This is a genomic window from Dactylosporangium sp. NBC_01737, assembly GCF_035963215.1.
Classification (GTDB): domain Bacteria; phylum Actinomycetota; class Actinomycetes; order Mycobacteriales; family Micromonosporaceae; genus Dactylosporangium.
Map to the genome: position 1 here is coordinate 12737553 of NZ_CP109153.1, position 22529 is coordinate 12760081.

Consider the following 22529-nt stretch of genomic DNA (forward strand, 5'->3'; position numbering starts at 1 on the left):
GGGCACTATTAGGCCCATGAACATCACCTGGTGGGGCCACGCCACGGTGGCCGTGGCCGACCGCGGCACCACGATCCTGACGGATCCGGTGCTGCGCAACCGGCTCGCCCACCTGCACCGCCGCCGCGGCCCCCGCCCCGTCCTGGACACCGCCCCGGACGCCGTGGTCATCTCCCACCTGCACGGCGACCACTGCGACCTGCCGTCCCTGCGGACCCTGCCACCCTCGACCCTGCTGCTGGTCCCCCGCGGCGGCGGTGCCTTCCTGCGCTCCCGCCTCGGCGCCGGCCGTCACATCGTCGAGATCGCCGCCGGCGAGTCCGTCGACGTCGGCGAGCTGCACGTGCGCGCGGTGCCCGCCAACCACGACGGCCGCCGCGCCCCGAAGTCCCGCATCCAGGCCTCCGCCCTCGGCTACGTGATCGAAGGCACCCGCTCGGCGTGGTTCGGCGGCGACACCGGGCTGTTCGACGAGATGCAGTCCCTCGGTCCGCTGGATCTGGCGCTGGTACCGGTGTGGGGCTGGGGCTGGACGCTCGGCGCGGGGCACCTCGACCCGGCCGGCGCGGCGGAGGCGATGCGCATCATCAACCCCGCGCAGGCGGTCCCCATCCACTGGGGCACCCTGTGGCCCGTCGGCTGCAAGCGGGTCCGCCCCGACCGCTTCCACCGCCCCGGCGACGAGTTCGCCTCGCTCACGGCGGCCGCCGCGCCGAAGACCGACGTGCGGGTCCTGGCCCCCGGCGACTCGTTCACGGTCGCTGCGTGACCACCTTCGCAGGCCTGCTCGCGGCCCTGGCCGGACTGTTCGCGGTCGTCGCCGTCGGCTCGACGGTGCCGATCCTGCCCACCGGCGCCGCGGTCAGCGCCACCGCGGTCGTGGCCGCGCACCGCAGCCCGTTCGCGCTCCTGGCCGTCGTGGCGGTCGGCGCGCTCGGGGCGTACTGCGGCGACGCGGCCACCTACGCCATCTGCCGCGCCGGCGGCGAGGCGCTCACCCGCCGGCTGCGAATCCTGCGCCAGCCGGTGCAACTCGCCGAAACGGTGAAGCGCCGCCTGACGGCCCGCCCGGTGAGCGCGCTGCTCGTGTCACGCCTGGTGCCCGGCGGTCGCATCCCCGTCCTGCTCACCGCCGCGATCGTCGGCCTGTCCTGGCGCCGGTTCGCGGCCGCGAACGTGGCGGCGTGCGCCTTGTGGTCCACGACGTACGCGGCGATCGGCCTGCTCGGCCGCAGCGTCTTCCCGCAGCCGTGGCAGGGCGTGGTGGCGGCCCTGGTCATCGCGCTCGGCGCCACCCAGCTGGCCGGCTGGCTCCGCCACCGCCGCGAACGCCGCTCCGCCGACCAGCCTCCACCGGAGACCGCCTGACCCTCCGCACGGCCCGGTGAGCTCGGGCTCAGTGCGGGCTGTCGGCCGGTTGCAGTGGGCGGTCCGGCTCCCGGGGTTCGGGCAGCGCCTTCGGGGCGTCCTGAGGGCCGCTGGGGGCGCTGCGCAGGCCAAGGTCGTCGAGCCACTGGACCAGCTGCCGGTGCACCGCCGCCGGGCCGACCGGGGCGCGGTCCAGGCATGACCAGGCGGCCGGGTAGACCAGGACCGCCTCGGTCTGCCAGCCGCCGATGCCGCCGTGCGAGCCGACCAGCTCCTCGAACGCGGCGACCTCGTCGGTGCCATGGTCGACGCGGCTGACGAGGACGAGGTCGCCGACGTTGGCCATGGCCTGGTGGGCGAGCAGGTCACGGGCGGCGCGCGGGCCGTACGGCAGCAGCGGGTCGACGCCGTCGACGTGGCCGTCGCGGAGGCGGTGCCGGCCGCCCGGGCCGAAGGCTACAGGGCCGTCGACGCCGGACAGGCCGACGACGAGGCCGATCCCGGGGTGTTCGGAGAGGCCCTGCACGAGCGCGGGCCGGGCGGCGCCGATCTCCTCGACGGTGGCACGGCCGGGGTGTTCGGTGAGGTAGAGCATCGCGAGGTTGCCGGAGGCCACGGTGACGACAGGGGCGGGCGGGGCCGGCGGCGTCGAGCGGTCGGGGCGGCCCGCGACGGCCAGCAGCAGGTTGTGTGCCCGTGCGCGTTCGTCGTCGTTCGGGTCAGGGACCGAGCAGACGACATGGCCCGCGATGGAGGCGACGACCTCCTCGAGGGTCTGGCCGTAGCGCTGCTTGAACGTCGCGCCCTGGCTCTGGCCGTGGTCGGAGAGCACCACGATCTCGTACCGGCGGCCGGCCACCTGCGCCAGGCGGTGCAGCGCGCCGAGGACGCGGTCGAGGCCCTCCAGGGTCTGCAGCGCCTCGGGGCGCAGCGGGCCGGCGTGGTGGGCGACCTCGTCGTAGTCGACGAAGTCGCAGAAGATCGCCGGGGCGCCGCGGGTCATCTGCTCCGCGATGAGCGACACGTTGAGGTCGCGCAGCAGGACGTTGGTGACGGCCCTCAGCGCCACGTACGCGCCGGTGCGCGGCACTCGCGGGTACACGTTGCGGAACCGCTGCCGGCGGGCCTGCTGGATCTCCTTGAGCATCTCGCCGACCGACAGGACGATCGCCCGGGCGAAGCCGTACGGGCTGGCGACGAACGCCAGGTAGCCACGGGCGGTGCGGCCCGGCAGGCCGGCGTTGCTGAAGGTGAGCAGGCTGGTCGGCGCGTCGCCGGAGAAGACGTTGCTGATGCTGGCGCCGCCGTCGGCGAGCAGCCCCCGGCCCGTGGAGATGCGGGCCTCGACCTCGGCGGCGTCCCTGGGGCGGTTGGTGACGACCAGTCGGCCGGTCGACTTCTCGTACCAGCGAAACGCCGGCACCTCCGACTCGCTGCCGTGCAGGATGCCGGCCTGGCTCGCCGGGGTCGTCGCGGGCATCCCGGTGTGCCAGGGCACCAGCGCGTGGGTGCCGGTGCGCAGCCACTTGCCGAGGTTGGGCAGGTTGCCGGCCTTCACCGCCCACGACAGCAGCGGCGCGGACAGCCCGTCGAGCTGGACGAAGAGCACGCCCGGCTCGGTGGCGGGACGGTCGTGGTTGCGGCGCACCATCTGCCGCAGTGTCTGGCCGAGGAACACGTCGTCGCTGCCGGCGTCGGCGAGCCAGTTGACCAGGGCGGTGAGGACGGCCGCGGTCCAGCTGGCCACCCACGCGTCCAGCACGCTGCCGACGGAGATGCCCTCGGCGACCCGCAGCGCGGTGAACATCACCCCGGTCTGCAGCAGCACCCCGACGAGCAGCACACCGAGACCGCCGACGACGACGGCGACGCCGAACAGCACCAGGCGCATCAGGGTGCCGATGAGGGCGAGCAGCACGGCGAGCTCCACCAGTGCGGCCGGCCCGCCGGTCGCGGTGACGCCCGGCAGCAGCCAGAAGGTCGCCGCGAGGACCACGACGGAGGTGACGCCGCTGCGCAGCAGCGACTTGCCCCAGGTGACGGTGAGCCGCCAGTCCCGCAGCATGCGCGCGGCGAAGCGGACCCGCTGCCCGATCACGGACGACGTCACGGCACGCATCAGCCAGCTCACCTGACCAAGGTTACGTCCCACCGATCACGCGCAATTCCGAACGAAACACCTTGGAAACAGTAAGCTCGTTCCAGAGGGTGACGCCGGGTGCGTCCCGCGATGCGTCCTGGCCCCGAACGCACTGTCGCCCCCGCACCGATGACGGAGCGGGGGCGACACAGAGCGGGCGGAGCTACTTCTTCTTGCCCTTCTTGCCCTTCTTGTCCTTCTTCGACTTCTTCGCCATGGTGCACTCCTCTCCCCGGGAACGGTGCGGCGTCCAGACCTTCAACGAGCCTGAATCGGTGCGCTGCCAACACCGTAGCCGCATACAGCCGTCAGCGACAGAGAAAGAGGCCACCTTTTCTTGGCCTGCTGTTTACCTTTTCGCGACGACACGTTCGCTCGGTAGGGTGTCAACATGGCCGAAAAGCTTGAGGTGGAACGGAAGTACGAGCTGCCCGACGACTTCGCGATGCCCTCGATGATCGGAATCGCTGATGTGGCCAGGGTTACAGCCCCCGATGACCAACATCTGGACGCAACCTACTACGACACCGCCGGACTGCACCTCACCTCCGGAAGGGTGACCTTGCGCCGGCGCAGCGGCGGCAACGACGCCGGCTGGCACCTCAAACGGCCGTCGGGCGGTGAGCGCAGCGAGCTCCAGCTGCCCGCGAAGCCGAAGCAGCGCACGCCGCCGCCGGAGATCGCCACGCAGATCCGCGCCCTCACCCGCGGCGAGCCGCTCCGCCCCGTCGCACGCATCCGCACCCATCGCGTCGAGCAGGGCCTGCAGAACGCCGCCGGCACCACGATCGCCCTCGTCGCCGACGACACCGTCGACACCGAGTCGCTGATCGGTGCCGGGGTCACGCAACGCTGGCGGGAGCTGGAGGTCGAGCTGGTCGACGGCTCCCCCGCCGATCTTGCCCGCATCGACGAGGCGCTGCGCGCCGCCGGCGCCCGCCCGTCGGCGTCGCCGTCGAAGCTGTCCCGCGCCCTGGGCCCCGACCACCCGAAGCCGCCGGCCGCCGCCGCGAAACTCGGAGCGGCACGGCACGCCGTCGTGGACTACGTGACCGCCCAGCGCGACGCGGTCGTCGGCCACGACCCCGAGGTCCGTCTCGGTGACGCCGAGGCCGTGCACAAGATGCGGGTCGCGACCCGCCGCCTGCGCTCGACGCTGCGCACGTTCGCGCCGCTGCTGGACGCCTCCGAGGGCGACCTGGACCGTCTGCACGACGAGGTCAAGTGGCTCACCGGCCTGCTCGGTGAGGTCCGCGACGGCGACGTCATGGCCGAGCGCCTCGCGGACCTGCTCGCCGCGGAGCCGCCGGAGCTGGTCCTCGGACCGGTCGCGGCGCGGATCGCCCAGCTGCTCGCCGCCCGCACCGAGGGCGCCCGCCGGCGGCTGATCGCGGGTCTGGACAGCCAGCGGTACGTCACCCTGCTCAACGATCTCGACGCGCTCGTCGTGGCGGTCGGCGAGGGCCGGGTCGCGAAGCGGGAGCTGCGCCGCCTCGCCCGCCGGGCGGTCCGCCGCGCCGATCGCCGCCTCGCGTCCGCGGACGCCGGCCCGGCCGGGACGACACGGGACGAGCGCCTGCATGAGGCGAGGAAGGCCTACAAGCGCGCACGGTACGCCGCTGAGCTCGCCACGCCCGTCGCCGGGCCGGCCGCGGCGGCGCTCGCGGACCGGATCACCGACCTCCAGGACGTGCTCGGCGCGCACCAGGACGCGATCGTCACGGCCGAGCTGCTGCGGGACTACGGGGTGCGGGCGTTCGGGGGCGGGGAGAACGCGTTCACGTATGGATTGCTGCACGCCCGGCAGGCCGAGCACGGGCGGCTGGCGCTGGCGTCGCTGGCGCGGGTGCGGCGGCGGGCCTCCCGGCCCAAGGTTCGCCGCTGGATGGCCTGATCCGTTCGCCGACGCCCGGTCGCCTTCCGCTGATCTTCGCGTGCGGTGCCCGGCATGCCCGTCATGGAAGGGCCGGCACGGCCGCGGCGGCGCGAACGGGTAACCCGGTCACCGCCGGGCCGATGCGCCGGACGACGGCCATGGTCGTCCGGTTGCGCCGGCGGCCGCGGGGAATGAGTGAAGGCATGCGGTTGCGGCGCAGCGAACCAGGCAAGGGCGGCTACCGGCGCACAGGGCGCGGGCGGGGCTTCAGCTACCACCGCGAGGACGGCGCGGCCGTCACCGACGCCGGTGAGCTGGAGCGGATCAAGGCGCTCGTCATCCCGCCCGCCTGGCGTGACGTCTGGATCAGCGACGACCCCCGCGGTCACATCCAGGCGGTCGGCACCGACGCGGCGGGACGGCGCCAGTACCGCTACCACGACGTGTGGCGGGTCAAGCGCGACGCCGCCAAGTTCGACCACGTCCTGGAGGTCGGGGCGCGGCTGCCCGCGATCCGCAAGCAGGTCGACACCCACCTGCACACGCGGGGGCTCGGCCGGCACCGGGTGCTCGCCACGGCCGTGCGGTTGCTCGACGTCGGCTGTTTCCGCATCGGCGGGGAGGCGTACGCGGCCGGGGAGGCCGGCACGTTCGGCCTGGCCACGCTGCTGCGCGAGCACGTCGCCCTGCCGCGGGGCACGGTGCGGTTCTGCTACCCGGCCAAGGGCGGCATCGAGCGGTCCGTGGACGTGGCCGATCCCGACGTCCGGGTCGTCATCCGCAATCTGCTGCAGCACGACACCGGGCAGGACGAGCTGCTGGTGTTCCGCGACGGGCGGCGCTGGGTCGACGTGCGCAGCGGCGACATCAACGACTACCTGCGTGACGTCGGCGGCATCGAGGTCTCGGCGAAGGACTTCCGCACCTGGCACGGCACGGTCCTGGCGGCGCGGCTGCTGGCGCAGGAGAAGAAGGTCACGAAGCGCGCCGTCCCGCGGGTGATGCGGGAGGTCGCGCGGTTTCTGGGCAACACGCCCGCGGTGGCGCGGGCGTCCTATGTGGACCCGCGGGTCGTGGACCTGTACTCCGACGGCGTGACGATCCCGAGGCCGGCCGCGGCTACCGGGCGGCGGGGCGAGGCGGCCGTGCTGGACCTGCTTGCCGACGCTGAGGGTCGATGACAGTATCTGCGGGTGCGGCTCGATCTTGCAGGACTTCGTGACACGTTCCACGGCACGCTGGTGACCCCTTACGACCCGGGGTACGAGGCGGCGCGGGTGCTGTTCAACACCCGGGTGCGGACCCGGCCGGCGCTGATCGCGCAGTGCGCGGACGCCGGCGACGTGGCCGCCGCCATCGCCTTCGCCAGGGAGACGGGGCTGCCCCTCGCCGTGCGCGGTGGCGGACATCACGCGGCGGGGCTGTCGCTGGTCGAGGGCGGCGTCGTCATCGACGTCGGTGGCCTGCGGTCGATCAGCCTGGACGCGGCGGCGCGCACCGTGACGGTCGGGCCGGGCGTCGGGTGGCGCGACATCGACAAGATCACCTACGTCGAGCACTCGTTCACCGGCGGCGACGGCCTGGAGTACGGCCTCGCGGGACCCGGCGGGGAGTGCCCGACGGTGAGCAACGCCGGCTACAGCCTCGGCGGCGGCTACGGCCCGCTCGGGCGCACCTACGGGCTGGGCTGCGACCACATCGTCGCCGCGGAGGTCGTCGACGCCGCCGGGACGCTGCTGCGGGTGTCCGCCGAGGAGCACCCGGAGCTGTTCTGGGCGCTGCGGGGGGCAGGCGGCGCCGGGTTCGGGGTGGTGACGTCGCTGACGTACCGGCTGAACCCGCTGCCGAAGACCGTGGTCGGCGGGGTCGTGGCGTGGCCGCTGTCGAAGGCCGGGGAGGTCTTCCGCGCCTACCGCGACCTGTATGAGGGGCGCACCGATGAGCGGCTCGCGTTCTGCCTGCTGCTGACGACGGAGCCGTACCCGGACGGGGAGCCGGTCGTCGTCATGTACGGCCTGTACGTCGGGCCGCCCGCGGAGGCGGCCGAGGCGCTCAAGCCGATCGAGGCGCTCGGGGAGCCGCTGTTCAGCTCGATCGGGGAGACGTCGTACTTCGACCTCATGCAGGGCATGGGCGAGGAGATCGTCTACGGGCTGCAGTCGAAGTGGCTCGGCGGCTACTTCACCCCGGCGGGCTTCGACGAGCCGGCGTTCGCCACGATCCTGGACAACTTCCGGCGGATGCCGTCGGGCTACTCCATGGTCCGCTTCGACCTGCTCGGCGGGGGCGCGATCGGCCGGGTGGCCCCGGACGCGACCGCGTTCGTGCACCGGGCGCCGCTGCACTATATCTCCGTCATCGCGCAGTGGCAGGGCGACGAGGAGACCGACGCCAACGTGGCCTGGGTCGACGACTTCGTCGAGCAGCTCGCGCCGCACCTGACCGGCGAGGTGTACCAGAACTACGCCAGCCGCGACCTGACCGACTGGGCGAGCGCCTACTACGGCGCGAACCACCCCCGTCTGCAGCAGGTGAAGCTGCGCTACGACCCGGAGGACGTGTTCTGCACCCCGCAGTCGATCCGGCTGCCGTAGCGGGCGGCGAGCGACGCGGCGGTCGCGGCCACCCGGGCGCGCAGCTCCGGCGGGGCCAGGACCTCCAGGTCGGCGCCGAACCGCAGCAGTTCGCTGTGCGTGTGCGTGAGCGACTCGATCGGCCAGGCGACCTCCACCCAGCCGTCGGCGCCGGGCGGCCCGGCGGTCGCGAGCACCGCCCGCGCGACGGCCGGCGGGCACAGGTCCGGGAGGCGCCGCATGCCCTCGCCGGACAGCCGGACCGTGGCCGTGCCGGTGTGCCGCCGGTCGGCGAAGTCGTCGAGGTACCGGCGCCAGTGGGCGGCGAGGTCGAAGCCGTCCGGGCGGTCGAACCGCTCCCCGGTCGTGACGGCGCTGAGCAGGTTCGCGACCTTGTAGGTGCGCACCTGGCCGTCGGTGCGGGCCACGACGTACCACCGGCCGCCCTTGAGCACCAGGCCGAACGGGTCCAGGGTGCGGGTCACCTCCTGGGGTTCCTTCCAGCGGCGGTACACCACCCGCAGCCGGTGCTGCCGCCACACGGCGTCGGCGACGGGGACGAGCAGCGGCTGGTCGTGCTGCTCGGCATACCAGTTGGGCAGGTCGATGTGCAGTCGGCCCTGGACGTGGTCGGCGCGGGCCCGCAGGTCGTCGCTGAGGGCGGCCCGCAGTTTCGTCGCCGCGCCGGCGGCGGCCGCGCCGAGGCCCAGGTCCGCGGCGGCCGCCGGGAGCATGCTCAGCGTCAGGGCCGCGGCCTCGTCGCCGGTGAGGCCGGTGAGCTGGGTGCGGTAGCCCGGCAGGAGCCGGTAGCCGCCGTCGTGGCCGGGTTCGCCGTGCAGCGGCACACCTGCGCCGTGCAGGGCCTCGATGTCGCGGTAGACGGTGCGGACCGACACCTCCAGCTCGGCGGCGAGCGCCTCGGCGGTCATCCGGCCGCGCGCCTGCAGCAGCAGGATCACGGAGACGAGTCGGCCGGCGCGCACGCCGCCATTTTCCACTGACAGAGGATGTCAGGGAACCCCGGGTAGCGTCCGTGCCATGAACAACTTCGACTTCATCGTCGGCACCTGGACCTCGACCCAACGCCGGCTGCGCAAGGTCCTCGCGGGCAGCGACGACTGGTACGAGTTCCCCGCCACCTCCCGCGCCTGGAACGTGATGGGCGGAGCCGGCAACGTCGACGAGATCGACTTCCCGACGCAGGGCTTCAGCGGCGTGACGCTGCGCCTGTACGACCCGGGGACGCAGCTGTGGTCGCTGTACTGGGCAAGCAGCCGCACCGGGCTGACGCTGCCCCCGATGGTCGGCCGGTTCGGCGAGGACGGGCGGGGCGTGTTCAGCGGCGACGACGTGTACGACGGCGTGCCGATCGCCTGCAACTACATCTGGTCGCGGATCACCCCGGAGTCGGCCCGGTGGGAGCAGGAGTTCTCCGCCGACGGCGGGCAGACCTGGGAGACGAACTGGGTCATGGACTTCACCCGGGCCTGACGGCGGGATCGAGCGCATGATCGGGCGCGAGGTTGAGGGCGGCCTCGACGGCGGCGGACTCGATGCCGCGGGCGCACGCCTCGACCTGCGCCGGTGACAGGCGGTGCGTGTCGGCCCAGATCGCCAGGCCGACCGCATCGTCGACGGCGTCGACCTGCAGGTAGAAGGTGCCGTCGTAGGTCGGCAGGGTCCGGTCCCAGCGCAGTGTGGTGCGCGGCAGCGCGGCGCGGACCTGCCCGGCGGTGGGCGGCACCTCGGGCAGCGCCGCCGCCGGGCCGCGCCGGTCGTTGACGAAGCACGAGATGTCGATCGGCTCGCCGCGGTCGGCGGCGAGGCGCTCCAGCATCGCCCGGTGGTCGGCGGGGTCGAAGTAGCCGTGCAGGTAGGCGCTCGTCGCGGCCCGCCAGACCCGCCTGGCGACGGTGTCGAGATCGCCGTCGACGTCGATGACGCAGATGCCGGGCTGGGTCAGGTGGCAGACCGCGTCGGCGAACCCGGGGCGGAACCGGTTGCTCACCAGGACCTGCGCGACGCTCGGCGCCCGGCCGGTGACCCGGGCCAGGGCGACACCGTAGGCGGCGAGCAGCACGTGGCCGGTCTCCACGCCGGTCCGCGCGGCGACGACCTGCAGGGCCAGGTGCAGCGCCGGCGAGTGGCAGACCAGCTCCCAGAAGCGGGGCGTGCGCGGGTCGTCGGACGTGCCGAACCTGACCGCCGGCAGGTCCCGCAGCGCCGCCTCCCAGTGCCGCAGCGACTTCGCGCTGTGCCGGCGTTCGGCGGGCAGTGCCTGGCGGTGCGCGAGTTCGAGGGCGCGCACGCCGCCGGCGGGTGCGGCGGCGTCCAGGTGCGGCAGGTCCCGCACGAGGGCCTCGATGCCGAAGCCGTCGACGGCGAGGTGGGAGTACTGCACGACGAGGTGGCTGGGCACGTCGTCGACGGTCACCACGCCCCACCGCACCGGGAACTCGGTCTCCAGGTCGAACGGGGTGAACTCGTAGTGGCTGCGCAGCGCCTCCGCGGCCGCCTCGGCACCGTCCGATGTGGACACGACGACGTCGAGGCCGACGACGCCCGACGCGGCGACGATCTGCCGCGGCGGGTCCTCGGCGAGGCTCAGGCGGGTGCGCAGCGCCTGGTGCCGGCTCACCAGCCGGCCGAGCGTGGCGGCGAGCTCCGCGACGGTCGCGTCCGCGCCGAGTGCGACGGTGCCACCGATGTTCAAGGTCCGGCCGGTGCGCCGCATCGTCTGCCAGATCTCCCGCTGCCCCCAGGTCAGCGGGCCGGCGCCGGTGCCGTCACCACGGAACGGCACGGCGAGGCAGGACGTGGCAACGTGCATCGGCTACTCCAAGAGCGCGGCGGCGACCACCAGTTCCTCGATCCCCCGCAGAATCGCCACCAGATCGTCCGGCGCCACCCGCTGCGTGTCAACGCGCAGGGTGATGTCGACGGTGTCCGGCACCGCATTGATGAGGAAGAACACCGTGGCGTAAGGATCGTCGGAGTTCGTGCCCCACCGCAGCCGGCTTTTCGGCAGCGCATCGTTGATGTCTTTCGCGCTCGCCTGCGGCAGCACCTCCGCCGTCGCCATGGTCCGGCGCCGGTCGTTGAAGTAGGACTGCAGGTCAAGGGTGGCGCCGCGCTCCTCGCCGACCCGGTCGATCATGTCCCACAGGTCGCGGGGGTCGTAGTAGGCGTGCAGGCCGGCGGTCAGCTGCGTCTTCCAGACGCGGGCGACGACCTCGTCGAAACTTACATCCGCGGTGTCCACGACGCACAGGGCGCTCTGCGCCAGACCGGCGACGGACTCCTTGAAGCCGGGCCGGAAGCGGTTGCTCACCAGCATCCGCACCACGGTCGTGGGGTCGCCGGAGATCCGCGCCAGCATGAGCACGTACGCGGCGAGCAGGATCGTGCTGCTGTGCGCCTTGGTCCGCTCGGCGATCCGGCCGAGCGCGAGGTACGCGGCGGGCGACTCGTAGCTCGCCTCCCAGTACCGCGGCGACGGCGGGTCCGGCACCGGCGGGAAGCGCTCCGCCGCGATCTCGCGCAGCTGCTTCTCCCAGTGCCGCAGCGACGCGTTGTGCTGCCGCCGCCCCGCACCACCGCGCTGCCGGCGGGCCAGGTCGGCGGGCTGGACGCCGGCGACCGGGGCGAGATGCTCGCCGGTGGCCCGGTCCAGGTTGGCCATGTCGGCGATGAGCGCCTCGATGCCGTAGGCGTCGATCGCCATGTGGGAGTAGAGCACCAGGAACCACGCGGGGGTCCCGTCCCGGCACACGACCGCGGCGCGCACCGGCCAGTCCTCGGCGTTGTCGAACGGCGCGTCCTGGTAGGCGACCTCGAGGGCCGCGGCGACCTCGGCCGGATCCTCTGCGCCCGCCTCGACGACCTCGATGAGGACCTCACCGGAGTCCGACAGCACCTGCCGGGGCAGGCCGTCCTCGCCGAGCCGGTAGCGGGTCCGCAGCGACTGGTGCCGGCCGATGAGGAACGCGAGCTCCATGACGATCTGCTCGATCGTCTGCCCGTCGAGCAACGGCATCGTGCCGCCTGCCCAGTCGACGCGGCCACCGCCGAGCTCCATGGATCTCCAGGCGGCCCATTGGCCCCAGGTCAATTCCTCGACACCGGATCCTTCGCCCTGGAAGCGGACCGGGATGCGCTGCGCCGTTGCAGTCTCCGCCATGACCTCTCGCCTCGTGATCGTCGGTGTACGCGAACGCCGAAGGGACTGTGTGGCGGCCGGTTGACATCGCCTGCGCCGTGCCGTCCGGCCGCCACGACAGGTTTAGAGCCGGGCGTTGCGGAGCTGAGCGTTGTTGCCCCGGAGCTGAGCGTTGCTACCACGCAGTTGAGCAGCCTTCATTTCGCACCTCCCTTGCCTGGTCACTGGAAAGTGCTCGAAAGGGACCATCGCGCGTTGTCCGGTTCCTGACCTGTTCGGACCCGGACGATCGCGCGGGCCCACCCTGCAAGCACTGCGTCGAAGCCTATCGGCTGTCTTCTACCTGACGAAAGGGGAGAATATTGATCTCATCCAATCAATGCCTGAAGGTCCGAATTTTAACGATCGTTATGTCCGATTTCCGTGGAAGCGCCTGGGAAATGCGGAACGCATTGAAAACTTCCTAAGTCTTTGGGTGCGCGGTTGACACGATCCACACACGGGGTGATGCTTCTGGCGGTCATAGACTTCGGTCGTTCAAAATGACCGCAGGGGCTTCTGCAGATTCGTCGTGAACTCGACGGATGGGGTGTGCCCTGCCATTCCATATCGCACTGTGATGTGCCAAACGATATGAGGAGGTGAAACTCATGCGCGTTGTCTCCAGCCGGGTCGTGTCCAGCCGCGTTGTCTCCAGCCGGGTCGTGTCGGGCGGCTGATTCCAGCCCCCGCATTCCGCAGACGCACCACCGAGTAGACGCACCACCGAGTGAGCAGGAGCCCGTGCCGGCACGGGCGGGACGGCACCCGACGGGCATGGGTGTCACCCGCATTCCGGCGCGGGCTCCCCTCGCACCGAGCCACCGAACCGCCGCAGCACCGCACCACCACTGCCACGGGGGCACCGAAGGATCACCACATCGAACACCCCCTGGAGGCGCACCTTGTCCGGCGACGAGACGTATCCGGCCACCGTCGGACAGCTGTCCGTCTGGCGCGACATCGAGAGGTTCCCGCCCGACCGGCTGTGGGAGGCCAATCTCTCCTTCGTCTGGGACCTGCCGGACGGCGACTGGAGCGAGGAACAGGTCTGGTCCGCGCTCGGCGCCGTCGCCATGCGGCACGCCTCGATGCGCACCACGTACGTCATCGACGACGAGGGCTTCCCCCGCCAGCGGATCGCCGCGGACACCGCCGAGGAGGTCCTCGCGCAGGTCCGGCAGGGCACCGCGGACGTGGCCGACCGCGAGACCAAGGACGCCGAGGAGATCCGCCGCGGCATCGACGCGCTCAGCGAGCTGCCCTGGCGGGCGTGGATCCTGCTGGACGCGGGCGCCCCCCGGCAGGTGCTGGTCGTGGTCAACCACATGGCCGCCGACGGGGTCGCCTCGGTCGTGCTCCGCGAGGACTTCGAGGCCATCCTCGGCGGCACCGACCTGCCGGCCGCGCCGGGACCCCTCGAGCTCGCGCTCAACCAGCAGGGCGAGGGCAGCAGCCGGCTGCGCAACGCCGAACGGTACTGGCGGCGCACCCTCGGCGCGGCGCCCCGCCGCCACGAACCCGAGGACGTCAACACCCTCGGCGCCGTGCTGCAGACCGGCATCCCGATGCCGCTGGCCCACGAGGCGATGGGCAAGTATGACGTCACCCTCGCCAGCCTGCTGCTGGCCGCCTACTACCGCGGCATCCAGGCGGCCACCGGCGAGCGTGAGGTGCTGCTGTTCCCGATGTCGGCCAACCGGTTCGACGAGCAGCACGCCCGCGTCGTGACCAGCCTCAACCAGTGGGCGCCGCTGCTGCTGGACCTGGAGCCCGACGAGCCGTTCGAGGCGATCCTGCCGAAGGTGCACTGGAAGGCGTTCAACGCGCTGAAGAACGGCGTGTGCTCCCCCGACGCGATCTGGCAGATCCGCGACGAGCACACCCGCCTCGACCCGCCCGTCGACCGGGGCTTCTACTACAACCCGATGCTCGCGCCGCCCGGCTTCCCGTCCGAGGACCGCCTCGACGCGCCGAAGATCGAGTGGTTCGAGCACGGCCGCACCACCGGACCCGGCTTCTACCTGATCGTGCGCGGCCTGACCTCGCTCAACCTGATGTTCCGGGTCAACCGGGGCGGCATCGACCGCGAGGCGCTGACCACCGTCATGACCACGATGCAGGCGTGCCTGGCCGAGACCCTCGGCGGGCAGCGGTTCTGAGGCGCGCACGAGGGCGCGACCCCGGCGGGTCGCGCCCCCTCGCACGTACTGGTGGCGGTCAGTCGCGCAGCGAACGCCCGGTCTTGGTGAGGAAGACGTCGTCGAGGGTCGGGCGGTGCAGCCCGATCGTCTCCAGCTTGATCCCGGCGCCGTCGAGGGTCCGCATGATCTGCGGGATCGCGGAGTCGCCGGCGTCGACGTTGAGCCGCACCTCGTTGTCCTCGCGGACCTCGACGCCGTTGGCGAAGGGCTCCTTGCCCAGCACCTCACCGGCGCGCTCGGCCTCGTCGGCGACGACGACGGTGACCACGTCGCCGGAGATCTCGCGCTTGAGGTCCGACGGGGTGCCCTCGGCGACGATCTCGCCGTGGTCGATGATCGCGAGCCGGTCGCAGAGGGCGTCGGCCTCGTCGAGGTAGTGCGTGGTGATGAAGACCGTCATGCCCTCGGCGCGCAGCCGGCGGATCTCGTCCCACATGTGCGCCCGGCTCTGCGGGTCCAGGCCCGAGGTCGGCTCGTCCAGGAACAGCACCTGCGGCTGGTGGATGACGCCCATCGCGATGTCGACGCGGCGGCGCTGACCACCGGAGTAGGTCTTGCATTTGCGGTCGGCGTACTCGGTGAGGTCGAACGCCGCCAGTGCCGCCTCGGCGCGCTTCTCCGCCTCTGCCTTGCTGATGCCGTACATGCGCGCCTGCAGCACGATCTCCTCGCGGCCTGTCACGTCGTCGGTGGTGCCGCCGCCCTGCGCCACGAAGCCGATGACGCGCCGCACCGCCTCTGGCTCGGTGCGCAGGTTCGCCCCGGCGATCGTCGCCTCGCCGTCGTCGGCGGACAGCAGCGTCGCGAGCATCCGCAGCGTGGTGGTCTTGCCGGCGCCGTTCGGGCCGAGGAAGCCGAAGATCTCGCCCTGCGCGACGTCGAGGTCGATGCCCTTGACCGCCTCGACGCTGGTCGCCTTCTTGCCACGGCCCGACTTGTAGACCTTCTTCAGACCCTTGATCTTGATCATGATCCTGCTCCCTTACCGGACCGAACGCGAGAATGTGCGGGCCGACCAGATCACGGCGACCACCATGAGGCCGGCGGCGATCAGGATGCTCTGCCAGATCGCCGGGTTGCCGGTGTCCCCGATGAACAGCGCGCGCAGGCCCTTGGCGGCCCAGTTGAACGGGTTGAAGTCGGCGACCGTGCGCAGCCACAGCGGCGCGAGGGCGAGCGGCAGCAGGGTGCCGGACAGCAGCATCAGCGGCTGGGCGATGTTGTTGACGACCTGCCCGAGGACGCTGGGGTTGGCGACGCGGATCGCGATGCCGTAGGAGATCGACGCCGACGACAGCGCGCACAGGGCCAGGATCGCGTAGCCGAGCAGCAGGCTGCCGATGTTGACGAATACGCCGAACGGCAGCGACAGGACGGTGATGATGATGCACTGCACGACGACGGTGACGACGTCGCGCAGCGACCGGCCGAGCAGCAGCGCGACCCGGCTGACCGTGGTCACCCGGGACCGCTCGATGACGCCGTTGGCGAGGTCGCCGAGCAGCCCGAAGCCGACGTACAGGCCGCCGGCGAGCGCCAGGGCGACGAGCATGCCCGGCACGTAGATCTTGTACGCGTCGCTCATCGTCTCCGCGCCGACCGACGCGAGCGCCGGCTTGAGCAGCGGCGCGAAGAGGATCAGGTAGACCGCCGGCTGGGCGACGCCGAGGACGACCCACAACGGCGACCGGAGCATCAGCAGCATGTGCCGCTGGAAGATCAACCAGGTGTCACGCAGGAGTTTCACGCGCTTGCTCGCTTTCAGACGTCGTGCTTTGAGGGAGGAACTGGATCAGTGCCGTCGCGGCGGCATCGGCGCCGCCGCCCGCGAGCAGTCGCTTGCCGGTCGCCCGCGCCGCCTCCGCGTAGCGGGGGTCGTCGAGCAGGTCGAGCAGCGCGGCGCGCAGCGCCCCGGGCCGGCTGTGGTCGATCGAGACCCGCAGCCCGGCGCCGGCCCGCGCCACCGCCGAGGCCATGAGCGCCTGGTCACCCTTGATCGGGGCGACCAGCAGCGGCACCCCGTGGACCAGGGACTCGTTGACGGTGTTGGCGCCGCCGTGGCTGACCACCGCGTCCAGCCGCGGCAGCAGGTCCAGCACCGGCACCGGGCGGCGCACCAGCACGTGCCCCGGCTCGCCGGTGATCGTGCCCTGCGGCGCCACGACGACCGCCTGGAGCTGCTCGCCGAGCGGTTCGAGGGCGGCCAGGATCCGCGGGTAGAAGTGCGCGGCCTGGTCCATGTTGAGCGTGCCCATGGTGACCAGGACGTGCTTGCGGGCCGGGTCGAGCCAGTCGAACGGGAAGTCCGGATCCGGCGTGCGCGGCGCGATCGACGGCCCGACCGTGACCGTGTTCGGCGGCAGCTGCGACGGGTCGTCCAGCAGGTCCTCGCCGAGGAAGCTGATCAGCAGGTGCGGGGAGAACCGCAGGTCCCACGGCGGCTCACCGTCGTGGCCGGCGGTGCTCCACGCGGTGCGCATCTGCTGCTGGATCCACTCCTCCACGCGAGGCAGGCGCCGGGCGAACGGCCTGGTCAGCTCCATCGCGCTGGACGCGACGGTCACCCACGGCAGGCCGAAGCGGTGCGCCACGATCGGGCCCGCGATCGCGTGCTGGTCCACGACGAGCAGGTCCGGCCGGAACGCCTCGACCGCCGCCTCGACACCCTTCCGGGTGTACTTCGTGTGCGGCAGGATGTAGCCCTCCCACCGCGAGCGGGTCGCGTCGAGGCCGCGTTCGGCCTGGCCACGGTGCGCGCGCAGCGGGATCGGGTGGATCGCCGCGGCAGGACCGGCAAGGGGGCGCAGGAAGGACTCCGACCCGGCCCACAGCACCTCGTGCCCGCGCGCCAGCAGCACGTTGGCCACCGCGACCATCGGGTGCACGTGGCCGGTCAGCGGCAGCGACAGGAACAGGAACCTGCTCATGGGACCAGCCCCGCCAGGTCCCCGACGGTGAGCTCGATCAGCTCGGGCAGCTCCAGGCCGGCCACGTATGCGGTGAGGTCCACGCCGTACGCCTGCCGCAGCCTGACGCTCAGCTCGACCAGCTCGAGGCTGTCGATGAACAGGTCGGTGTCGACCCGGGTGTCCGGCGTGACCGCCGCCGCCCAGGTCTCGTCCTCGCCGGTGACCTGGCGCAGCAGCTCCACGATCTCCCGATGGACGGCGAGATGCGGCGCCGTGGTCACGGTGATCAGTCCCCTGCCGCCGGCTTCGTGGCACGAACCGCGCCGTAGGTCACGGCACCGGTCTCGAAGCCCTTCAGCATCAGCGGCCCGGCGTAGAAGAAGCCCAGCACGTCGACGCCCCGGTCGCGGGCCAGGTCACGCATCATCGACCGGCCGTTGTCCAGCCCCTTGACCTGGGCGAACCCGGGCTCCCAGGAGTTGGCGACGTTGGCGCTCCAGTCGACGATCGCGATGTCGGTGAAGCCGGCCGCGGCGGCGAGCCGCTCGTGCTCCTCCAGGGAGGAGAAGCTCGGCATCACCTGGTGGCGCAGGATCTGGTCGACGACCCGGGTCTCCTCGGCGTTCAGTTCCCCGTCCCGGACCGACCAGGTGGCGATGGCGACGATGCCGCCGGGTCTGAGCACCCGCAGGACCTCGGCGAAGAACGCCTCCCGGTCCGCGATGTGCATGAGACTCTCGACGGCCCACACCGCGTCGAACGACGCGTCCGGGTAACCGCCTTCGAAGAAGTCGGACTGGCGGAAGTTGGTCCGCTCGCCGAGGCCCAGCTCCGCGGCCTTCTCGTTGGCGCGGGCGGCCTGCGCGGCGCTGAGGGTGACGCCCTCGACGGTGCAGCCGAGCGGCCCGGCCAGGTGCATCGCCGGCCCGCCGATGCCGCAGCCCACGTCCAGGACCCGGGCGCCGGCCGGGATACCCGCGAAGTCGACCAGCTCGCGGACGAGGCGGTCGGTCGCGGCGTGCCGGTCGTCGTCGTTGCCGGGGCGCTCGCCGATGTCCCAGAAGCCGTGGTGCACGTGCTGGCCCCAGAGATCCTCGTACAGGTCCAGGGTCGTGTCGTAATACCGCTCGACGGCGGCGTTCAGTCCGGGCCCGGCAGGTGCGGACGGGTATGCGGAACTGGCATTAGCTTTCACAGTCGCAAATCTCCGAATGGGATCACCAGCTATGGGCGCGTTCCCGGATAGGGACGCACGAGCCCGGCCATTGTATGGGCGACGCGCCGACGCTTGTCAATGCACGTTACATGGCTCGCCACCGGCCCCGGCCTGCACTGTCGGAGATCGCGCAGGCCGACGCTCATCGTGTCGCCATACATGGCGAAACGGTATATCGGCCCGGACGGACGTTCACGGGTGTCAATCGTGGCGGTTGCGCACCGTAGCGCATGGCAATGGGCGGGTGGCGAGTGTTCTCAGGGTAGATACCGGTTGTATCCGGTGCGCCGCTTAGTGGCGCATATTGCCCCATTTGGCAGTCGTCGGATGTCCCCCGAACCGGTACTGACCTCGCAGTTTTGTTGGACGGGGCAGAGACCGAACCTAATGCAGAACGTATCGATGCAAACGATTTTTAGCGGTCGTAGGCATGGCAGAACGGACAAACGGCGGCACGGTCGGGTTGTGCACTCTTGTAAAACGGCTTTGATTGCGTAAGGTCTATGGCTAGTCGAGCTGACTAATTCCTGAGCATTGTGTCCGGGCGTGATTCGCACCGGCGGCTGCAGGCCCGCTCGACGTTCGCCAGTGTGTTCATTCGGGGGTTGCACACGCTGATCGCCGGCCAACGTGGGCCGTCCGGTCAGCGGGGCAACCGTGTGCGCAGAAAGGGGTTCCGGGTGACCGACGCCGTTACCGACATCCATCGAACCCGGGGCATCGACCCGTCATGGGTCGACGAGGTGCTGCTGTCCGGCCCCGCTGACCAGGTCGCCCTGGTCTTCGAGGCCCCCGTCACCCGTGCCGACCTGCGCGCCATGATCTCCGCCAAGCAGTCCGTGCTCGCCGCCGCCGGGCTGGGCCCCGGCGGAGCCGTCGCGCTGTGCCTCGCCCCGTCGCTCGCATTCGTCACCAACCTGCTCGCCGCCTGGCGGCTCGGCGCCCGCGCGGCGCTGCTGGATCACCGCCTCACCGCCTATGAGGTCGACAACGCCCTGCAGCGCCTGGCACCGCAGGTCGTGGTCACCGCCAAGCACGTCACCGGCGGGCCGCTGCGCGGCTTCGTCGAGATCGAGGAGCGCGTCGCCACGTACCCGGGGCGGCCCGCCGACACCGCGCACGCGCTCATCCAGCTCAGCTCCGGCTCGACCGGCCCGTCGAAGGTCATCGCCCGCACCGCGGCGGACCTCGTCGAGGAGGTCGGGCGCTACGTGAAGATCGGCGCCGGTGTGCCGCAGTGCGGCGAGCGGATCGTCTCGCTCGCGTCGATGGTGCACGTGCTCGGTCTGGTCGGCGGCCTGCTCTACGGCCTGCACGCCGGCGTTCAGCTCGTGGTGCCGGCGCGGATGACCGCCGACGGCATCCTGTCCACGGTCGCCGCGGGACCGGAGCCGACGACGCTGCTCGGCGTCCCCTTCCACATCGAGCTGCTCTCGTCGGTGCACGCCCCCATGAAACTTCCACAGCTGACCGGCATGACCACCGGCGGGGAACTGGTCCGCGCCGAGGTCTACGGCGGCTTCGTCGACCGCTACGGCATCCGCCTCGGCAACATGTACGGGATGACCGAGGTCGGGGTCATCGCCACCGACCTGTTCGGTGAACACCGCCCTTCCCTCACCCCCGCACCCGGCCTCACCGTCCGCGAGGAAGCCGGCGAGCTGCTCGTGTCGCTGCCCGCGTCGCCGTACCTCGGCCTCGTCGACCCGGCCCGCTGGGCCGACGGCTGGCTGCACACCAAGGACGCCGGCAGCGTCGACGAGGCCACCGGCCGCGTGCGCATCCACGGCCGGCGCGACTCGCAGGTCTCCGTCGGTGGCCTCAAGGTCGACCTGACCGAGGTCGAGCACACCCTCGCCGCGCTGCCCGGCGTCGCCAGCGCCGTCGTGACGTTCGACAAGGCCATCGAGGCGTACGTGATGCTGCGCGACGGCGCCACCGCGGCGCAGGTCCAGGAGCGGCTCGCCGAGCGGCTGGCCGGCTTCAAGCGGCCGCGCGTGCTCAAGGTCGTGGATCAGCTGCCGCGCACCGCCACCGGCAAGCTCGTCCGGGACCGCGCCGCCCTGCTGGCCGCCGTCCCGGCGCCCGCGATCCCGGCGGCGATCCCAGGGCAGCGTGCGGGAGAAGACGTGACCGATGGCGCGACCGACCCGGTCGCGCCGGCACCCGTGAAGGAAGGGAACCACTCACGATGAACGACACGACGAATCAGGAAATTCGCCAGTTCCTGCTGGACTCGTTGACGGAGATGAACTACAGCACCGAGGACGTCGACGACGACACCGCGCTCGGCCCGGCCGGCGCCGACCTCGAGTCGCTGTCGCTCGCCGAACTCGCCGTGCGCGTCGAGGACCGCTTCGGCGTGCGCTTCGACGACGACGAGGCGGAGAAGCTGGCCGGGATGACCGTGGGCGAGTTCATCGCCGCGGTTGCCGAGCGCCGGTCCGCCGCAGCAACGGCGGGCAGCTGAGCGTGGCCGCTGCGCCAACCCGCGACGACGTCCTGGCCATGCTCGCCACGTACGGCGACCGCTCGCCGGCCGACATCGCCGAGGGGATCGACTCCCTGGAGCTTGCCTGGCTCGTCCACCAGCTCGAACAGCACTACGGTGTGCCGCTCGACCTCGATGACGAAGCCCTCGCCCGGATGTCGACGGTGAGCGGGACGCTCGAGGTCCTACAGGAACTGAAGGTCGAGACGGGTTCGCGATGACCGCCACCATGACCGCTCGGCGCGGTCCGGGTGCGGTGGTGCTGACCGGAGCGGCCGTGCTGAGCGCGTTCGGCCGGGGCATGACCGCCCTCGCCGACGGGCTGGACGCCGGTACGCCGGCGTTCCAGCCCGTGGACCGCTTCGACGTGACGGGACGGCGGGTCGGGGTGGCCGCGGCCATGCCCGGCTCCCCCGCCCTCACCAACGAGCTCGTGCGGGTGGTCGACGAGGCCTGTGACGAGGCCAAGCTCAGCACCGCCCAGCGCGCCGCCGCGCCGCTCTTCCTCGCCCTGCACGGCGATCCGGCGCTGGCCCGCGTGGCCGAGACGGACCGCCGGCAGCACAGCAGCACCGCGTTCACCGCCGCGCTGGCCACCAGCACCGGGCTGGCCGGGGACCTGCCGCTGGGCGCGGGGATCCGGGCGTACACCTCGGCGTGCGTCGCGGCGAGCACCGCGGTCGCCGACGCGGCGGCGGCGATCGCCCGCGGCGAACTCGACCGGGTCGTCGTGGCCGGTGGCTACCTTGTGGACGCTGATCAGTTCTCCCTCTTCGACGCGGGCCGTGCACTGTCCACTGACGGACAGGTCCGGCCGTTCAGCGAAGGACGGCGCGGCCTGCTGCTCGGCGACGGTGTCGGCGCCGTCGTCGTGGAGTCCGCGGCCGCGGCCCGCGACCGGGGTGCCACGGCGCTCGCCCGGCTCGCCGGCTGGGGTCGCCAGCCGCACGCGCGGTCTCGGCCTCGCCCGTGCGGTCACCGCCGCCCTGCAGCGGGCCGGGATCGGGCCGGCGGACGTCGGCTACGTCAACGCGCACGGCTCCGGCACCGCGCAGAGCGACGTCGCGGAGTCCGCGGCGCTGCACATCGCGCTCGGCGAGCACGCCGGCACCGTCCCCGTGTCCTCGACGAAGTCGTTGCACGGCCAGGCCCTTGAGGCATCAGGGGTACTGGAGCTGATCGTCACCCTGCACGCGCTGCGCACCGGCCGGCTGCCGGTCAACGCCGGGTTCCTCGCCGCCGACGAGCACTGCGAGCTGAACCTGGTCCTGGACGGCTTCACCGCGGCGGCACCCACCTACGCGCTGTCGCTGAACGCCGCGTTCGGCGGCGCCAACACCGCACTGCTGGTGGGATCGGCATGAGCGGCCCGGAGCGAAGCGGAGAGGCCGCTCATCATGGGCGCAGTGTTGGCTCAGGCCGGCGCCGGAGCGCAGCGCAGGTGACGGCATGAGCGGCCCGGAGCGAAGCGGAGAGGCCGCTCATCATGGGCGCAGTGTTGGCTCAGGCCGGCGCCGGAGCGCAGCGCAGGTGACGGCGTGAGCGGATTAGTTC

Annotated in this window: 19 protein-coding genes and 1 pseudogene; 11 read left to right on the forward strand and 9 right to left on the reverse strand. The window is 72.0% G+C overall.

Features of this window, described 5'->3' with window-relative positions; translation table 11 throughout:
- Positions 1–16: 16 nt before the first annotated feature.
- Together OHA72_RS58755 and OHA72_RS58760 are read left to right on the forward strand one after the other, a co-directional pair.
- Positions 17–769: an MBL fold metallo-hydrolase gene (locus tag OHA72_RS58755; RefSeq protein ID WP_327004786.1), complete on the forward strand. Its 753-nt coding sequence runs from the start codon at positions 17–19 to the stop codon at positions 767–769.
- A complete protein-coding gene (locus OHA72_RS58760; protein ID WP_327004787.1) occupies positions 766–1368 on the forward strand; it encodes a DedA family protein in 603 nt (200 codons plus the stop codon). The genes OHA72_RS58755 and OHA72_RS58760 overlap by 4 nt, the downstream gene beginning before the upstream one ends.
- Before the next feature lie 28 nt (positions 1369–1396).
- Here the strand turns inward: OHA72_RS58760 and OHA72_RS58765 are convergent, their stop codons facing one another.
- On the reverse strand, positions 1397–3499 hold the full coding sequence (locus OHA72_RS58765) for an alkaline phosphatase family protein (RefSeq protein ID WP_327004788.1): 2103 nt from the start codon (positions 3497–3499) through the stop codon (positions 1397–1399).
- Positions 3500–3899: 400 nt separating this feature from the next.
- On the opposite strand from OHA72_RS58765, the gene OHA72_RS58770 reads away from it, so the two are divergent.
- From OHA72_RS58770 to OHA72_RS58780, 3 genes are all read left to right on the forward strand, one after another.
- Positions 3900–5402: a CYTH and CHAD domain-containing protein gene (locus OHA72_RS58770; RefSeq protein WP_327004789.1), complete on the forward strand. Its 1503-nt coding sequence runs from the start codon at positions 3900–3902 to the stop codon at positions 5400–5402.
- A gap of 185 nt (positions 5403–5587) precedes the next feature.
- Entirely contained in the window at positions 5588–6565 is a 978-nt protein-coding gene (locus OHA72_RS58775; protein WP_327004790.1) for a DNA topoisomerase IB, read from the forward strand.
- A gap of 12 nt (positions 6566–6577) precedes the next feature.
- Complete coding sequence (locus OHA72_RS58780; RefSeq protein WP_327004791.1) at positions 6578–7978, forward strand: FAD-binding oxidoreductase; 1401 nt, start codon at positions 6578–6580, stop codon at positions 7976–7978.
- Here the strand turns inward: OHA72_RS58780 and OHA72_RS58785 are convergent.
- Entirely contained in the window at positions 7927–8940 is a 1014-nt protein-coding gene (locus tag OHA72_RS58785; protein ID WP_327004792.1) for a helix-turn-helix transcriptional regulator, read from the reverse strand. The two genes, OHA72_RS58780 and OHA72_RS58785, sit on opposite strands and share 52 nt — an antisense overlap.
- Positions 8941–8995: 55 nt before the next feature.
- Between OHA72_RS58785 and OHA72_RS58790 the strand changes: the two genes are divergently transcribed.
- On the forward strand, positions 8996–9448 hold the full coding sequence (locus OHA72_RS58790) for a hypothetical protein (protein WP_327004793.1): 453 nt from the start codon (positions 8996–8998) through the stop codon (positions 9446–9448).
- Here OHA72_RS58790 and OHA72_RS58795 read toward each other — a convergent pair.
- A complete protein-coding gene (locus tag OHA72_RS58795) occupies positions 9435–10787 on the reverse strand; it encodes a condensation domain-containing protein (protein ID WP_327004794.1) in 1353 nt (450 codons plus the stop codon). The genes OHA72_RS58790 and OHA72_RS58795 overlap by 14 nt on opposite strands.
- 3 nt (positions 10788–10790) lie before the next feature.
- Positions 10791–12137, reverse strand: a complete 1347-nt coding sequence (locus OHA72_RS58800; protein WP_327004795.1) for a condensation domain-containing protein — start codon at positions 12135–12137, stop codon at positions 10791–10793.
- 923 nt (positions 12138–13060) lie between these two features.
- On the opposite strand from OHA72_RS58800, the gene OHA72_RS58805 reads away from it, so the two are divergent.
- Entirely contained in the window at positions 13061–14317 is a 1257-nt protein-coding gene (locus OHA72_RS58805; protein WP_327004796.1) for a condensation domain-containing protein, read from the forward strand.
- 58 nt (positions 14318–14375) lie between these two features.
- Here OHA72_RS58805 and OHA72_RS58810 read toward each other — a convergent pair whose 3' ends face one another.
- From OHA72_RS58810 to OHA72_RS58830, 5 genes are read right to left on the reverse strand one after another with little or no spacing between them, the layout of a single operon-like run.
- On the reverse strand, positions 14376–15329 hold the full coding sequence (locus OHA72_RS58810; protein WP_327004797.1) for an ATP-binding cassette domain-containing protein: 954 nt from the start codon (positions 15327–15329) through the stop codon (positions 14376–14378).
- Positions 15330–15341: 12 nt separating this feature from the next.
- On the reverse strand, positions 15342–16106 hold the full coding sequence (locus OHA72_RS58815) for an ABC transporter permease (protein WP_327004798.1): 765 nt from the start codon (positions 16104–16106) through the stop codon (positions 15342–15344).
- Complete coding sequence (locus tag OHA72_RS58820) at positions 16090–17286, reverse strand: glycosyltransferase (RefSeq protein ID WP_327004799.1); 1197 nt, start codon at positions 17284–17286, stop codon at positions 16090–16092. Before OHA72_RS58820 ends, OHA72_RS58815 begins: the two co-directional genes overlap by 17 nt.
- Positions 17283–17549 (reverse strand): acyl carrier protein, encoded by a 267-nt coding sequence (locus tag OHA72_RS58825; RefSeq protein WP_327004800.1) that lies wholly within the window; start codon positions 17547–17549, stop codon positions 17283–17285. Before OHA72_RS58825 ends, OHA72_RS58820 begins: the two co-directional genes overlap by 4 nt.
- Before the next feature lie 5 nt (positions 17550–17554).
- Positions 17555–18463, reverse strand: a complete 909-nt coding sequence (locus OHA72_RS58830) for a methyltransferase domain-containing protein (protein ID WP_327004801.1) — start codon at positions 18461–18463, stop codon at positions 17555–17557.
- Between the two features lie 701 nt (positions 18464–19164).
- On the opposite strand from OHA72_RS58830, the gene OHA72_RS58835 reads away from it, so the two are divergent.
- The 4 genes and pseudogenes from OHA72_RS58835 (at position 19165) to OHA72_RS58850 (ending at position 22339) form a co-directional block, all read left to right on the forward strand.
- On the forward strand, positions 19165–20679 hold the full coding sequence (locus OHA72_RS58835) for a class I adenylate-forming enzyme family protein (RefSeq protein WP_442788452.1): 1515 nt from the start codon (positions 19165–19167) through the stop codon (positions 20677–20679).
- The gene (locus tag OHA72_RS58840; protein WP_327004802.1) at positions 20676–20954 is read left to right on the forward strand and encodes an acyl carrier protein; all 279 of its coding nucleotides are present in this window, start codon (positions 20676–20678) and stop codon (positions 20952–20954) included. Before OHA72_RS58835 ends, OHA72_RS58840 begins: the two co-directional genes overlap by 4 nt.
- 38 nt (positions 20955–20992) lie before the next feature.
- The gene (locus tag OHA72_RS58845) at positions 20993–21196 is read left to right on the forward strand and encodes a phosphopantetheine-binding protein (RefSeq protein ID WP_327011879.1); all 204 of its coding nucleotides are present in this window, start codon (positions 20993–20995) and stop codon (positions 21194–21196) included.
- A pseudogene (locus tag OHA72_RS58850) lies at positions 21193–22339 on the forward strand (beta-ketoacyl synthase N-terminal-like domain-containing protein). Before OHA72_RS58845 ends, OHA72_RS58850 begins: the two are co-directional and overlap by 4 nt.
- The last annotated feature ends 190 nt before the right edge of the window (positions 22340–22529 follow it).